This is a genomic window from Pseudomonas sp. E45-MNA-CIBAN-0222, assembly GCF_040310405.1.
Lineage (GTDB): Bacteria > Pseudomonadota > Gammaproteobacteria > Pseudomonadales > Pseudomonadaceae > Stutzerimonas > Stutzerimonas stutzeri_AC.
Genome location: NZ_JBEOPU010000004.1, coordinates 114,719 through 129,436, shown reverse-complemented (window position 1 = coordinate 129,436; position 14,718 = coordinate 114,719). Strand labels below are relative to the sequence as shown.

General features: G+C 62.4%; 9 protein-coding genes. All 9 read left to right on the top strand.

Going from position 1 to position 14,718, the window contains the following annotated elements:
• The 9 genes from icmH (at position 1) to AAEZ08_RS07720 (ending at position 14,572) form a co-directional block, all read left to right on the top strand.
• Positions 1-882, top strand: a complete 882-nt coding sequence (gene icmH / locus AAEZ08_RS07760) for a type IVB secretion system protein IcmH/DotU (protein WP_482694922.1) — start codon at positions 1-3, stop codon at positions 880-882.
• A 1-nt stretch (position 883) separates the two neighbouring features.
• Complete coding sequence (gene tssM / locus AAEZ08_RS07755) at positions 884-4,423, top strand: type VI secretion system membrane subunit TssM (RefSeq protein ID WP_500124016.1); 3,540 nt, start codon at positions 884-886, stop codon at positions 4,421-4,423.
• Positions 4,423-5,154, top strand: a complete 732-nt coding sequence (locus tag AAEZ08_RS07750) for a PP2C family protein-serine/threonine phosphatase (protein WP_500124015.1) — start codon at positions 4,423-4,425, stop codon at positions 5,152-5,154. Before tssM ends, AAEZ08_RS07750 begins: the two co-directional genes overlap by 1 nt.
• A complete protein-coding gene (locus AAEZ08_RS07745) occupies positions 5,151-6,128 on the top strand; it encodes a serine/threonine-protein kinase (RefSeq protein ID WP_500124014.1) in 978 nt (325 codons plus the stop codon). Before AAEZ08_RS07750 ends, AAEZ08_RS07745 begins: the two co-directional genes overlap by 4 nt.
• A gap of 21 nt (positions 6,129-6,149) precedes the next feature.
• Positions 6,150-8,234 (top strand): type VI secretion system Vgr family protein, encoded by a 2,085-nt coding sequence (locus tag AAEZ08_RS07740; RefSeq protein WP_500124013.1) that lies wholly within the window; start codon positions 6,150-6,152, stop codon positions 8,232-8,234.
• Between the two features lie 53 nt (positions 8,235-8,287).
• Positions 8,288-10,909: an SH3 domain-containing protein gene (locus tag AAEZ08_RS07735; protein WP_500124012.1), complete on the top strand. Its 2,622-nt coding sequence runs from the start codon at positions 8,288-8,290 to the stop codon at positions 10,907-10,909.
• 11 nt (positions 10,910-10,920) lie between these two features.
• Positions 10,921-11,442 carry a hypothetical protein gene (locus AAEZ08_RS07730; protein ID WP_181067024.1) on the top strand — a complete coding sequence of 174 codons (522 nt, stop codon included), beginning with the start codon at positions 10,921-10,923 and terminating at the stop codon, positions 11,440-11,442.
• Between the two features lie 94 nt (positions 11,443-11,536).
• Entirely contained in the window at positions 11,537-13,408 is a 1,872-nt protein-coding gene (locus tag AAEZ08_RS07725) for a di-heme-cytochrome C peroxidase (RefSeq protein ID WP_500124011.1), read from the top strand.
• Between the two features lie 27 nt (positions 13,409-13,435).
• Positions 13,436-14,572 (top strand): catalase family protein, encoded by a 1,137-nt coding sequence (locus AAEZ08_RS07720; protein ID WP_500124010.1) that lies wholly within the window; start codon positions 13,436-13,438, stop codon positions 14,570-14,572.
• Positions 14,573-14,718 lie beyond the last annotated feature (146 nt).

Below are 14,718 nucleotides of genomic sequence, written 5' to 3'. Positions count from 1 at the left end.
ATGATCAAGGAAATGGATTACGGACAGAACGACCACACGGTCATCGTTAATCGAGCAGGAGATGCGCCGGCACAGAGCCCGCTGACCGACTTCGACACCCCGCCGCGCTTCGAGCAGCTGGAGGAGCGGATGATCTACGCCGCCCGCCTGCGCCCGGCGGAGACGTTCAACATCAGCCTCAATCCGCTGGTGGCTGCCGCCTCGCCGCTGCTCTCGGAAGTGGTACGGCTCAAGCACAGCCTGGACAGCGAAGACCTGCAGGCACTGCACCGGCAATTGAGCAGCGCGATCAAGCTGTTCGAGCACCGAGCCCTGCACGATGGTGCCGAGAGCAGCCAGGTGATGGCAGCGCGCTACGTGCTCTGCACCACTCTCGATGAGGCCGTGGTGACCACGCCCTGGGGCAACGAAAGCGAGTGGTCGCAGATGAGCCTGCTGTCGAGCTTCCACAACGAGACCTTCGGCGGCGAGAAGTTCTTCCAGCTGCTCGAGCGGCTGTCGCGCAACCCGGTCAAGCACCTGCCGATGCTCGAACTGATGTACCTGTGCCTGTCCCTCGGTTTCGAGGGCAAGTACCGCGTGCTGCCGCGCGGCATGCTCGAACTGGAAGCAGTGCGCGATAGCCTCTACCGGCAGATCCGGCAGATGCGTGGCGACATACCGCGCGAGCTGTCGCCGCACTGGGAGGGCCTGAAGGATACCCGTCGGCGCCTGGTGCGCATCGTGCCCTGGTGGATGGTCGCGCTGTTCACCCTGATGTGCCTCGGGGTGATCTACGGCGGTTTCGCCTGGGTGCTGGGCGAACAACGCGAGAGCGTGCTGCAACCCTATCGCTCGCTGGACATGGATGCCGGCGGTTCCACCTTTTCAGGGATGAAATGAGATGAAGACGTTCTTCGGCAAACTCGGCGCCGTGCTGCGCCGAACCTGGGTCTGGAGCCTGCTGCTGGTCCTGCTGCTTGCGGTTCTGGTGTGGTTCGTCGGGCCGCTGCTGGCGGTGAATGACCACCGCTTCTGGGAGTCATCCAGCAGCCGTCTGCTGAGCATCAGCGTGCTGTTCCTCGGCTGGGGCCTGGCCATGGTCTTCGCCAGCTGGCGCGCCAGCGCACGCAAGAAGCGCGACGCCGAGGACCAGGACGTTCAGGAGCAGCTGCGCCGCGACGGTCTGATCGGCGAGGAGCAACAGGAACTGCGCCATCGCTTCAAGCAGGCGCTGCGCACCCTGAAAACCTCCAGCCTCTACCGCGGGCGCAGCGAGAAATGGCGCAGCGAGCTGCCCTGGTACCTGCTGATCGGCCCGCAGGGCAGCGGTAAGACCAGCTTGCTGGACTTCTCCGGCCTGGATTTCCCGCTCAACCGCAGCGAACAGCAGCGCCTGACCAAGGACGTTTCCGGTACCCGCTACGCCGACTGGTACTTCGCCGATCATGCCGTGCTAATCGACACCGCCGGCCGCTATCTGACGCAGTCCGACGCCGTCGTCGACGGTAGCGCCTGGGACACCCTGCTCGGCTTGCTGCGCAAGCGCCGTGCCCGACCGCTCAGCGGCGTGCTGGTCAACCTGCCGGTGGATCAGCTGCTAGGCGGCAATGAACTGGAGCTGGAGAACCTTGCCCGTCAGGCCCGCCAGCGCCTGCATGAAATCCACCAGCGCCTGGGCGTCGATGCACCCGTCTATCTGGTGCTGAGCAAGGCCGATCGGATTCTCGGTTTCGACGAGTTCTTCGATCAGCTGTCCCGCGAGGAAAGCGATCAGGTGCTCGGTGCAAGCTTCCGTAAGGAGCAGAATGGCAGCGATGCGCAGGTGGTGCGCGAGGAGTTCGAGGAACTCCTGCGCCGGCTGAACAGCCAGGTGATCATGCGCATGCACCAGGAACGTGACACCCAGCGCCGCGGCCGCATCCTCGACTTTCCCCATCAGCTGGGGCAGATCGGCGAGCGCCTGAGCCTGTTCATCGAACTCGCGTTTGCAGGCAACCGCTACCAGCGTGCCAGCCAGTTGCGTGGCTTCTACCTGACCAGCGCGCCGCAACTGCGCGAAGGTCTCGACCCGCTCACTGCCGGCATCGGCCGCCAGCTCGGCCTGGCTAGCAGCGCACTGCCGACCTTCCGCAGCGGTCGTGCACGCTTCATCAATCAACTACTCAGCCGGGTGATCTTCCCCGAAGCCGAACTGGCGGGCCTCGACCAGCGCGAGGTCCGCCGCATCGACTGGGGCCAGCGCGCGCTTTATGCAGGCGCCTTCGGTTGCCTGGTGCTGTTCGGCGGCGCCTGGGCACTGAGCTTTTCCAGCAACCACGAGCGCCTCGAACAACTGCGCGGCATCGCCCAGACGCTGGGCGGCGAACGCAAGACCATCGAGGCGGAAGACGAAGCACTGCGCACCCTCAAGGTGCTGGATGGCAGCTACGCGGCAACCCAGGTCTATCCGCCCAGGGACGATGTGTCCTGGCTACGCCGTGGTGGCCTGTATCAGGGCGAGGCGGTCAACCCGACATTGCACGACGCCTACCGCCGCGATCTGGAAACGCTGCTGCTGCCACGTGTCGGTCGGCAGCTGGAAGCGCAGATTCGCGCCAACCTGAACGACCGCGAACAGCTGCTCGGCAGCCTGCGCGCGTACCTCATGTTGAACCTTGCCGAGCGCCGTGATGCGGCCTTCCTCAAGGACTGGCTGGCCGCCGACTGGTCGCTGCGTCATGGCGGCAACGCGGTTGCCCAGCAAGGCCTGAACACCCATTTTGCCCGCCTGCTGGAGAAGTCGTTCGCGCCCTATCAGCTGAACGACAACCTGGTGGCCAAGGCCCGCGCCCAGCTACGCAGCGAATCGCTGGCGGCAGTGGTGTACCGCATGCTGCGCGATCAGGCACGCAACCTTCCAGACTATCGACTGAACACGCAGCTCGGCCCGCAAGCGTCACTGTTAGTCGGCGGCGACTATGCGATTCCCGGCTTCTACACCCAGCGCGGCTATCAGAAGCTGTTCGTCGCCCAAGGCGCCGAGCTGGTAAGCGAAATCCTGCGCGACAACTGGGTGCTGGGCGAAGGTGACAGCCTCAGTGCCAAGGACCTGGGCCGCCTGCTGGTGGAAATGGAGCAGCTGTACTTCCGTGACTACGCCACGCACTGGAGCGAAGCAATCGCCCAGCTGAACGTCCTCCCGGCCGGCAGTGCGGCGCAGGGTGCCGCGCAGCTCGCCGGACTCACCGCTGCCAACTCGCCGCTGCTGCAACTACTGCTGGCGGTGCGCGAAAACACCCGCTTCGCTGGTCTCGCGGACGCGCCTGTGGAGGCCGGCGAACTGGCCGTTGCTGCCCAGAACGCTGGTGGCAAGCTTGGCAAGGCAGCCAAGCTGGCCACCGCCGCGGCGGAGCAGGCACAAGCTGCTCTGCTGAAGAACGTACCGGACACCGCACGCAAGACCCTCGAACGCCGCTTCGCGCCGCTGCACCAGCTGCTCGACGAAAACGGCGCGGCTGGCCCGGAGCTGACGGCAAGCCTGCAGGCACTTGATGCTCTGCAATTGCAACTGGCCTCGCTGGCCCACGCCAGCGCACCGGAACAGGCCGCATTCGAGATGGCCAAGGCGCGCATGGGCGGTCAGCGCGACGCCATCAACCAGCTGCGCAGCAGTGCTGCTCGTCTGCCGCAACCGGTCGGCAAGTGGCTTGGTCTGCTGGCAGAGGACAGCTGGTCGCTGGTGCTCAGCGACGCCTATCACTACCTCAACCAGCGCTATCGCAACGAGCTCTACGCCAGCTACCGCGGTTCGCTGCGCGAGCGTTACCCATTCAGCGCCCACAGCGCCAGCGACGTCGCCCTCGCCGACTTCCGCGAGTTCTTCAAGGCCCAGGGCCTGGCGGACAGCTTCTTCGAGCGCTACCTCAAGCCCTTCGTCAGCGGCAGCGCCGGCCAGTACCGGTTACGCCGCGTCGACGGTCGCGGCCTGCCGTTGTCCGAGCAGTTCCTCGCGCAGATGAGCCGCGCGCAGACCATTCGCCGCAGCTTCTTCGCCGAAAACCCCAACGAGCCGCAGATCCTGTTCAAGCTCGAGCCCTATTCGCTGGATTCGAGCCTCGGTCGTGCCGACTTCCGCTTCGGTAACCAGCAGATGGAGTATCGCCACGGTCCGATCGTGCAGACCGCATTCCGCTGGCCAGCCGAGGCCGACGACGGGCGCACCAGCCTGGTCGTGGAAGAACTCGGCGGGCGTCGCGTCGGCATCGAGAAGAACACCGGCCCCTGGTCGCTGTTCCGCTTGATCGACCTAATGCAGGTCGACTACCACAGCGGCCGCGACGTGCTGATGCTCAAGGCCGATCTCGGCGGCCTGCGCGCCAACTACCTGCTGCATGCCCAGCGCTCGCCGAATCCGTTCGACCTCGCGCTGCTACGCGGCTTCAAGCTGCCGGCGACACTGTGATGAGTGCAACGGTGTGCAGCTGGCGCAGCGCGGCGCGCACCGACACCGGCAAGGTGCGGGCGCGCAACGAAGATGCCTTCCTCGATCTGCCGCAGGCCGGGTTGTGGGCCGTAGCCGACGGCATGGGCGGACACCAGAACGGCGCGCTGGCCAGTCGCTTGATCGTCGAGCAGCTGGCCGATCTTTCCACTACGGGCGACCTGCCGGAGCGGGTGCTGGCGCTGCGGCGTTGCCTGCACGAGCTGAATCGCCGGCTCAGCCAGGAACTGACGGTCACCGCCGAACGCCCCGATCCGGTGATCGGCAGCACCGTGGTCGCCCTGCTCATGGAGGATGACCGTGCGGCATGCATCTGGGCCGGCGACAGCCGCTGTTATCTGTGGCGCAGCGGGCGGCTCTATCAGCTATCACGGGATCATTCGCTGTTGCAGCAGCTGCTCGACGAGCAGCAGCTCAGCCCCGAGCTAGCCGCCAAACACCCAGCCGCCCACGCGGTGACCCGCGCCATCGGGGCCAGCGAGAAACTGGAGCTGGATATCCTCGAATTCTCCGTGTTCCCGGGCGACACGCTGCTGCTATGCAGCGATGGCCTCTACCAGAGCATGTCCGCCGACGCCCTCGGTGCGGCACTTAGCCTGCCATCCACACACCTGGCACTGGAGCGACTGTTTCGCCAGGCATTGAAGGGGCCGGCACGGGACAACATCAGCGCCGTGGTGATCCGCCGATGAATGCACCGCAACTGCAGGCCAGCGACCTCACCTACTTTGCCCTGGCGTCCACCGCGGCCACGCCGGCAACGGTCGAGCCGAAGGCCATCGCCGGCGAGCTGCCGGAAGTGCTCTGTGGCCGTTACCGGATCGAACGTCTGCTCGGCGTCGGCGGTATGGGTGCGGTCTATCGCGCCCGCGATCTGCTGCGCGAACAGTTCGGCGATCCGGAACCTTACGTGGCGCTGAAGACCCTCAGCGAGGATTTCGCCGAGTACCCCGACGCCAGCGCGCTGCTCTACAGCGAGTACGCGCTGACCACACGCCTCAGCCATCGGCATGTGGTGCGCCTGTATAACTTCGACATTGACCCAAGCAGCCAGCGCGCCTTTATCACTCTAGAACTGCTTAAGGGCCCGACCCTCGATCAGTTGCTGTGCGAACGCCCCCAGGGCATGGCCTGGAGCGAACTGCAGGGCATCGCGCTGCCACTGCTGGAAGCGCTTACCTACTCCCACAGCCTGGGCGTGCTGCATGGCGACCTGAAACCGAGCAACGTGATGCTCGCCGATGACGGCCTGCGCCTGTTCGACTACGGCCTCGGTCAACCACTGGAAGGCCTATTGCCCGGTCTGCCGCGCCTGTGCCGCACGCGTTTTGCAGCCTGGACGCCGCGTTATGCCGCACTGGAGTTGCTTGATGGCGGCGAGCTGACCGCCGCGGCGGATGTTTATGCCCTGGCCTGCGTGCTCTATGAACTGGCCAGCGGCAGCCACCCTTATCGCCGGCTCAGCGCCCGTCAGGCTAAAGCCCTGGAGCTGGATAGCACCCTGCAGCGCCCGCCTCAGCTGCCCGCGCACTGCTGGCCGGCACTGCGCCTGGCGCTGGCATTCGACGAAGCGCAGCGCAGCATCGATGCGGCAGGCCTGTTGCACGTCTTCAGCCGCCCCGAACCGAGCCGCTTGCAGCGCTGGTTCGGGCACTCCCATGGATGACATCAGGACAAGGAAATCCCCATGTTCAACGCGGCCAACGAAACCCATTTCAGCCTGACCCTGGAAGGCGTCGAGCACGACTTCAAGGTGCTCGAATTCCAGGGCCGCGAGGCCATCAGTCAGCCCTATCGCTTCGACCTGGAACTGGTCAGCGAGCGCCCCGACCTAGATCTGCAGGCACTGTTGCATAAGCCCGCCTTTCTCGCTTTCGACCCCGCCGGCATGGGCATACACGGCCTGGTCCACCGCATCGCCCAGGGCGAATCGGGCAAACGCCTGACCCGCTACCGGCTAACGCTCGTGCCGCAGCTGGCCTATCTCGCACACCGGACCAACCAGCGCATCTTCCAGCACCTGAGCGTGCCGCAGATCGTCGCCCAGGTACTCGAGGAACACGGCATCCAGGCCAACGCCTACCGCTTCCAACTCGGCCCGGTGGTCTACCCGCCACGCGAGTATTGCGTGCAGTACGACGAAACCGACCTGCACTTCATTCAACGCTTGTGCGAGGAAGAGGGCATCCACTATCACTTCGAGCACAGCACCAGAGGCCACGTCCTGGTCTTCGGCGATGACCAGACCAGCTTCGCCAGACTCGGCCAGCCGACCGCCTATTTGCAGGACAACGGAATGACCGCCGACGAGCCTGTAATCAAGCGCTTCGCCGTGCGCGTCGCGACGCGCACCAGCCGGGTCAGCCGTCGCGACTATGATTTCGAGCAGCCCAGATTACTGATGGAAGCAGCCCACCGCGGCGAGCAGGCGGCGGTCGCCATACCGCAGCCCGATCTGGAGGACTACGACTACCCCGGTCGCTTCACCGAACGCGCCCGCGGCAAGCACATCTCACAGCGCGCCCTGGAACGCCACCGTCACGACTACCGCCTGGCCGAGGGCGACAGCGACCAGCCGCAGCTGGTCAGCGGTCATCTACTGGAAATCTCCGACCACCCGCGCCGCGAATGGAACGACCTCTGGCTGCTCACCGAAGTGCTGCATGAAGGCAAGCAGCCGCAGGTGTTGGAGGAGTCGATGCTGGAGCTCCCCTCTCCCTCCGGGAGAGGGGCTGGGGGTGAGGGCGCTCCAGGCAATGCCTGCTTCCAACAAGGCTATCGCAACCGCTTCACCGCCACCCCTTGGGACATCCCCTTCCGGCCGGCCCTTCTCCATCCGAAACCAAAGGTCCTCGGTAGCCAGACCGCCGTGGTCACCGGCCCGGCGGGCGAAGAAATACACTGCGATGAATACGGACGGGTGAAGGTCCAGTTCCACTGGGACCGCCACGGCCAGGCCGATGACAAGACCAGCTGCTGGCTGCGCGTCTCCTCCAGCTGGGCCGGCGACCGCTACGGCGGCATCGCGATCCCGCGGGTCGGCATGGAAGTGCTGGTCACCTTCCTCGAAGGCGATCCCGACCAGCCCTTGGTCACCGGCTGCCTCTACCACAAGGAGCATCAGGTTCCTTACGACCTGCCGGCGAACAAGACCCGCACGGTGTTCAAGACCCTGAGCAGCCCGGGCGGTGGCGGCTACAACGAACTGCGCATCGAAGACCGCAAGGGCCAGGAACAGATCTACATCCACGCCCAGCGCGACTGGGACGAGAACATCGAGCACGACCAGAAGATCCGCGTCGGCCACGAGCGCCACGACACCGTCAAGGCCGCAAGTTTCACGGAGCTCCGGGCCGAGGAACACCTGACCATTGCCAGCGACCGCAAGGTCGAAGTCAAACCAGACGACCACCTCACCATCGCCCAGGCCCAACACATCAGGCTCGGCACCGCCCAGCTGACCAAAGCCGGCCGCGAAATCCACCTCAAGGCCGGGCAGAAGATGGTCATCGAAGCCGGCGTTGAACTGACCCTCAAGGCCGGCGGCAGCTTCATCAAGCTCGACCCGGGCGGCATCACCGTCTCCGGCCCGCTGGCGCGAATCAACGCCGGCGGCGCGCCGGGCAAGGGCTCGGGGATCAAGATCAAGCCGCCGGTGCTGCCGGGGATGGCAGATAGCGACAAGGCGGGGAGCCTACTGGAGCAGGCAATGCCAGGTAAGGCGGATAGCATGCTCAGCAAACGCAAGCGCTCGCTCAATTTTTCAGGCTAAGAAAAGGACAGAGCCAGCTGCACCGCCGGCTCGAACGCAAGGATGCATCGAACATGAACGAATCCAAACCGATCAGCTGGGCATACCCGTTTCCTGGCAAGGACACCAGTCACAATCCGCTGCAGCTGCTTACGCATATGGCCCAAGCCAAGGGCGGGTTCTACCCCACCGGCGAAAACGGCTTATGGCATGGTGGCGTGCACTTCGACGAAGGCACGGCCGCTGCATTCGACCAGTCGAGCGTGCGCTGTATCGCCGACGGAGAGGTGATTGCCTACCGTATCGATGAGCGCTACCCGGTCAGCGAATTCACCGAAGACATTCCCTTGGTCAAACGTGCACCCTTTTCCACGGGTTTCGTTCTGGTCAAGCACAGCCTGCAGCCACCGCCACTGAAGAACGCTGACGGCAGCATCGTTGAAGGGCAAACCCCTCCAAGCCTCACTCTCTATAGCCTTTACATGCATCTGCTGGATTGGGCAGGCTACCAGGCGCTACCGGACCTACCACGCGCCGCCTTCTGGGAAACCAGGCGCTATACAGTAAATACGCAGCAGGATGGCCTGAGCGTTCGCGCAGGTCCGAGCAAGAACACCACCAAGCTGTCGGAGCTGTCCAAGGGTGCCGAGATCACCATCGGCGAAACGGAAGGCGAATTCAGCAAGCTGGTCAGCCTGATCAGCGGGACGGCAGAACCCGCCCTATCAGCTGACGACGAGAGGCAACTGCCTGGCTATGTATCCACCAGCTTGCTCAAACCGCATAGCGAGCCAGCGGAATACGACAAGGTTGTCGTACTCGACAGCGGAGTGCCGATCAAGGCGGGTGAACTTATTGGCCATCCCGGCCTGTACCAGAACCACGACAGCGCCGCTCAGCACATGGTCCATGTCGAACTGTTCAGCTGCGATGATGTGCCTGCATTCATCGCCCTGAGCCGCGCCTGGGCCAGCCGTTTGCCGGACGACCAGAAGACCCTGCTCAAGGTCTATAAAGGCGCAAGCAAACTGATCGCCCATCGAGATGGCATAAGTGTTGGAAATCCCCCCAAGCTCAGCGACGAAGGCACCTTGGTTGGCGTCGACCTCATAGTTCCTCAAGCGCTGCTAGACGGATTGCCGACTTCACACAAGATTCAGGTCACTGTCCCTGCCGAAACAAGCACAAGCTCCTGGTGGCGCCTGGATGGCTTGCTCGCCGATGAAAACGGCAACCCCATCAATGGCTGGCTCGCCGAACAGGAGCTAATAACCACTCGCCACAGCCCTTGGGAGTGGGAAGGCTTTCAGTGCGTCGAGGAAACCGGAACGCCCATCGAAAAGCTCGCCTACGCCTTCAATGCCAAAGGCCTGCTGAGAGCAGACGAACAGCGCAACTACCGGGCGCAGATCAGCAAAGCCGATGGCGGCCCAATCGTAACGCTCGCTCGACTCTACGATATCGCCGATACCGACAAGGATGGCGTATTGACCAGCGCTGAAATCCAAGCAGCGCTGACCAGGCCTTGGCACGCTCAAGTGCTTGGCCAACTGGTCGCCAAATATGAAAGCGAGTGGTTCTGGAACAAGGGCAAGTGGGATGAGCTTGATCCCCTGTTAGCGGAGGAGCCCGGAAAACCGAACCTTGTTTGGGAGATGGAAAAGCAGCGAATCGAGAAGTTGAGTTGGTGGAGCGATTTAGCTGAGAAGCACGCAGTCCCGGCGGATGGAATGGCTTGGCACTTGAACCCAACCAATATTGTGAGCCTACTCCGCCAGGATGAAAGCACTGACTGTGGATGTAACTTAGGGAAAATATTTTCCTGTGTGCGTTTCAAAGGGCAAAGCGCGACAATTTATGGCCCGCTATACGCTGGCTCAATTGACTTACAAAGCTACGCTAATTGGCAGGAAACTGTAGCTACAGGCATCGTCACTGAAGAGGAAAAAAATATATTCATTGCGATGTCTCCCAACGAGGGAAAAATCGATTCGCTACAGTCTTACGACAGCGAAATACTTACTGCAGGCGCCATGCAAAAAACGATAAACCTGTCCGGCGCAGGAGAATTCCCTATTCAGGTTTTTGATTTTAAAGAGCGCCAACCTAAACTCTATAAAGAATTATTCGAAAACTGTGGATGGTCAGTAGAAGGCCCTCGCACAGCTGCGAGAATGTACTATAAGCACCAAAGCCTCACAAAAGGTGATAACTATACTGGTGCCGAACTTAAACGACTACTACGCGAAGGGTTCAACGAAACTGCTTTCTCTCGAAAACAGAAAATTGGTTCCATTCCTTTAAGCTCAATCCTAAAAGCAATAACCCATGAGAAATTCCAAGAACAACAAGTCTTGGACTTCGCAAAACGCCTCAAACATGAGGTAATGGAGATTAAGCCTTCCGGCTCCGGATTTAGACTTAAGGAATATCTAAAATCACCCCTTGGAAAAGCGACCGTACTTGACCACCATATCAACCGTCCAGGCTATGTAAGTCGCGATTTTGGTGCTGCTTTACAGCGTTTCTTTGACAGCAATCCAAGTGCCGCCCAAGAACCAATTAACTGGGGTGACAACCATGAAAAATATGAACATTCAATTCTAAACGATTATGGAAAAACAAGAAGAATGGCTATAGTAAATGGCCAGAGTGTCGCACCAATCAGATATCAACATCTTAAGGAGAAGCTATGAGGTTGATGAGCATGAAAATCTTACTAGCATTATTTATTTCTTTCACTACGGCTCATACTACGGCTTGGGCTGAAGCTCAATCGGTCCTGAAGGCACACGGCGGTCAAGTAATTTTTGCTGATCCCGAAAAGGGCTTTTGGCGTAGCGTGTATTTTTTGAAAAATGGTAGCCATTATAAATTATTCCCCAAAGAGCAAGCCTACTTTGATGCGAGCTTACCTTATGACTTTTCTGAGGGCAGCAGATATCTAAAGATTGAAAAAACCATCCGTGGAAGTATTGAAGGAGGCGCTCTGGAAGAAGATTACGATCGTGCTTATTGCGCCTTCGTTGAAATGGCGAGCGGTTGTATCGTACGACAGGAAACAGGCTCATTCTGCGGGGGACAATGGGCGGTCAATAACGATGCTTGGTTATGGGCTGGTGAAGAGGTAACTATTGATCAGCGCAATCAAAACACGGCGTCAAAGAATTCTGACGAGGAAGCGCTCGCAGAAATTAATGGGGACGCAAATTTGCACCTTTGCCATTGAGCCCATAATTTGAAGCCTCCCAAAAAGCATATTGCCATCACCCCACAACCCTGCCATAAACGCGCACTCGCCATGACGCTACAAGGATGTACCGATGCGATTGCTGCGCCGAGCCCTGAGGGCTGTCTTGTTGTTGGCCGTGCTGGCCGTGGGGTTTGGGCTGTATTTTGTGGCCTACCCGAACCTTCCAGAATACGAAGCGCCTGAGGCGCTGCATTATCTGGAGCAGTGGGACGCCACGCAGCGGCAGACCTATTACTACACGCCGCAAGGCACTCAGGTTAAGGGACTGGAGTACGACTGGTTCCGTGCGCTGGAGCTGCCCTTCAGTGAGGACAAGTTCGCCACGCCCAACTACCTCGCGCGCTTCGGCTTTCTGGTCGATCCCGCACAGCAAGCGACCGCGCTGAATCCCGGCAACCTGCCGGTCGGCTTTGCCCGCCACGAGGATGATGAGACCGGTCGCGCCTATCTGGATGTGACCTGTGCGGCCTGCCACACCGGCGAGTTGCGCTACCAAGGCCAAGCCATCCGCATCGACGGCGGTGCGGCGATGCATTCGCTGGCCTCAACCGTGCCGACCCTGCGCGGTGGCTCGTTCGGCCAGGCACTCGGCATGAGCATGGCTTTCACCTATTACAACCCGCTCAAGTTCCGTCGCTTCGCCGAGCAGGTGCTGGGCGAGCGTTACGAGCGGGACCGCGCGCAGTTGCGCCACGACTTCAAGCAGGTGCTCGACCGTCTGCTCGGTACCGCTTACAACGACTGGCACCGCGGGCTCTACCCCACCGAAGAAGGCTTCGGCCGTACCGATGCGTTCGGCCGCATCGCCAACAGCGTGTTCGGCGACGCCATCGATCCGGCGAACTACCGCGTGGCCAACGCGCCGGTGAGCTACCCGCATCTGTGGGATATCTGGAAGTTCGACTGGGTGCAGTGGAACGGCTCAGCCATGCAACCGATGGCGCGCAATATCGGCGAGGCGCTGGGTGTGGGTGCCACGCTGCGGCTGTTGCACGAGAACGGCCAGCCCGTCGCCGAGGCTGAGCGCTACGCATCCGGCGTCCGCGTACGCGATCTGCACACGCTGGAAACCACCCTCATGCACCTCGCGCCGCCCCGTTGGCCCGAAGACGTGCTGGGCGAGGTAGACCTCCAGCAGGCCAGCCTCGGCCGCGCGCTGTACCGGGAGAACTGCGCGCATTGCCACGACGCCAGGCTCAAGCCCGTCGACAAGCGCTACGCTGCCGAGCGCGACCCCGAGTGGCGCATGAAGGTGATCCCCACCTCTTTCGTCGGTACCGATCCGACCACAGCCGACAATATTGCCGACCACCGCTTCGACCTGACCCGCCTGGGCTGGACCCAGCACGAGCTGGATCGTCTGGACGTGCAGCTGTATGGCGCGTCATCCGGCCCGCTCGATCTCGCCAGCCTGTCCAGCGCCAAGGGGCTGGCCTATATCACCGCCTATGTCGAGCAGCGAGCCTACCGTGACGCTGGCATCGACGAGGCCGAGCGCGCGACGTTCGACGGCTTCGGCCTGCCGATTGGCGTGCAGGAACTGCGCGGCTATAAGGCACGTCCGCTGGACGGCATCTGGGCGACGCCGCCGTTCCTGCACAACGGCTCGGTGCCGACGCTGTTCCAGCTGCTGTCACCGGTGGCCGAACGGCAGACGGAGTTCTGGGTGGGCAGCCGCGAGTACGACCCGCGGCACCTGGGCATTCGCACCGAGCGCTTCGACGGTGGCTTTCTGCTGGATACCGCAATTACCGGCAACAGCAACCGCGGCCATGAATTCCGCGCTGGCTGTCGCGGCAATGGCGTGATCGGCCGGGCACTGGCGCCACACGAACGCTGGGCACTGGTCGAGTACCTCAAGGTGCTCGGCGACCCCCGCTTCGAACCGCGCCTCGAGGAGCTGCCAGCTCGCCCCCACAACCCCGGCCCAAGCTGCCCCTGACCTGCCCTTCGCACAAGGATCTGCCCCATGCTTACAAGACTCTGGCTCTGGATCGGTCGCCTGCTGGGCCGGCTGCTGCTTGCCGTCACCGCCCTGGGCCTGGCCGGCTGGGCGATTGCCGCCGTGCACTTTCACCTCACCCATCGTGGCCCTGTCTCGAGCGAAGAGGTCATCGCGCCGAGCGAAGCGGCCGACACCCAGGCGATCATCGCCGACGCCATTGCCGTGGTCGAACAGCACAGCGAGAACACCCGCGTGCTGCGCGACGCCCATGCCAAGGCCCACGGCTGCGTGCGCGCCGAAGTCAGCGTGCGCGCCGACCTGGAGCCAGCGTTGCGTCAGGGCGTGTTCAGCGAGCCGGGCAAGACCTGGCAGTCCTGGGTGCGGCTATCCAACGGCAACGCCTACCCACAGTTCGACCGCATCCGGGATGCTCGCGGCATGGCGATCAAGCTGCTCGATGTGCCGGGGGAAAAGCTCACGCGCGACCCGCGCCACGCCGGCGAGCAGGACTTCGTGATGTTCAACCACCCGGTGTTCTTCGTCCGCGACGTCACCGAGTACCGCAGCAACTTCGCGGCCCAGGCGCAGGGCAAGAAGGCGCTGGCGTTCTTCCCGAGCATCGATCCGCGCAGCTGGGAGCTGCGCCATCTGTTCATCGCGCTGCAGACCCTGGCGCCCGCGCCCGAGAGCCCGGTGGCCACCACCTACAGCTCGGTTGCGCCGTACAAGCTCGGCTCGCACAACATCAAGTACCGGGTCATCCCGACGCCGGAAAACTGCCCGACCTACCAGTTGCCCGAGCAGAACCGCGACCTGCCGAACTTCCTGCGCAGTGCGCTCTACCAGCAGCTGTCCCTCGACCGCGCGCCCGCCTGCTTCGCCCTGCAGGTGCAGCGGCAGAACGCCGAGCACTACATGCCCATTGAGGACACCAGCATCGAGTGGGACGAAGCCATAGCGCCGTTCGAGACAGTCGCCGACATCCGCCTGCCGCCGCAGGACTTCGACAGCCCAGAACAGAACCTCGCTTGCGACAACCTCAGCTTCAACCCCTGGCACGCGTTGCCGGAGCATCGTCCCATTGGCGGCATCAACCGCCTGCGCAAAGCTGTGTACGAGGCTATCAGCACGTACCGGCTCGAGCGCAACGGCGCGCTTTGACGAGGCAGCCTTTTACTAATGCCGCCCATGGCCCGGCCCTGGGCACCGTCGCCTGTCGCCGGTGGGCCAGCTGCGACGCGCAGGTGACCTTCTCCTGTCTTGCCAGGCGGAACCCTGCTAGCATCAATCAGGACTCCATCGCCCGA

What these genes read in the sequence shown, in the direction of transcription:
- AAEZ08_RS07730 (WP_181067024.1), top strand. Translation starts at nt 10,921, where the DNA reads ATGAAAATCTTACTAGCATTATTTATTTCTTTCACTACGGCTCATACT.
- icmH (WP_482694922.1), top strand. Translation starts at nt 1, where the DNA reads ATGATCAAGGAAATGGATTACGGACAGAACGACCACACGGTCATCGTT.
- AAEZ08_RS07720 (WP_500124010.1), top strand. Translation starts at nt 13,436, where the DNA reads ATGCTTACAAGACTCTGGCTCTGGATCGGTCGCCTGCTGGGCCGGCTG.
- AAEZ08_RS07750 (WP_500124015.1), top strand. Translation starts at nt 4,423, where the DNA reads ATGAGTGCAACGGTGTGCAGCTGGCGCAGCGCGGCGCGCACCGACACC.
- AAEZ08_RS07725 (WP_500124011.1), top strand. Translation starts at nt 11,537, where the DNA reads ATGCGATTGCTGCGCCGAGCCCTGAGGGCTGTCTTGTTGTTGGCCGTG.
- AAEZ08_RS07745 (WP_500124014.1), top strand. Translation starts at nt 5,151, where the DNA reads ATGAATGCACCGCAACTGCAGGCCAGCGACCTCACCTACTTTGCCCTG.
- tssM (WP_500124016.1), top strand. Translation starts at nt 884, where the DNA reads ATGAAGACGTTCTTCGGCAAACTCGGCGCCGTGCTGCGCCGAACCTGG.
- AAEZ08_RS07740 (WP_500124013.1), top strand. Translation starts at nt 6,150, where the DNA reads ATGTTCAACGCGGCCAACGAAACCCATTTCAGCCTGACCCTGGAAGGC.
- AAEZ08_RS07735 (WP_500124012.1), top strand. Translation starts at nt 8,288, where the DNA reads ATGAACGAATCCAAACCGATCAGCTGGGCATACCCGTTTCCTGGCAAG.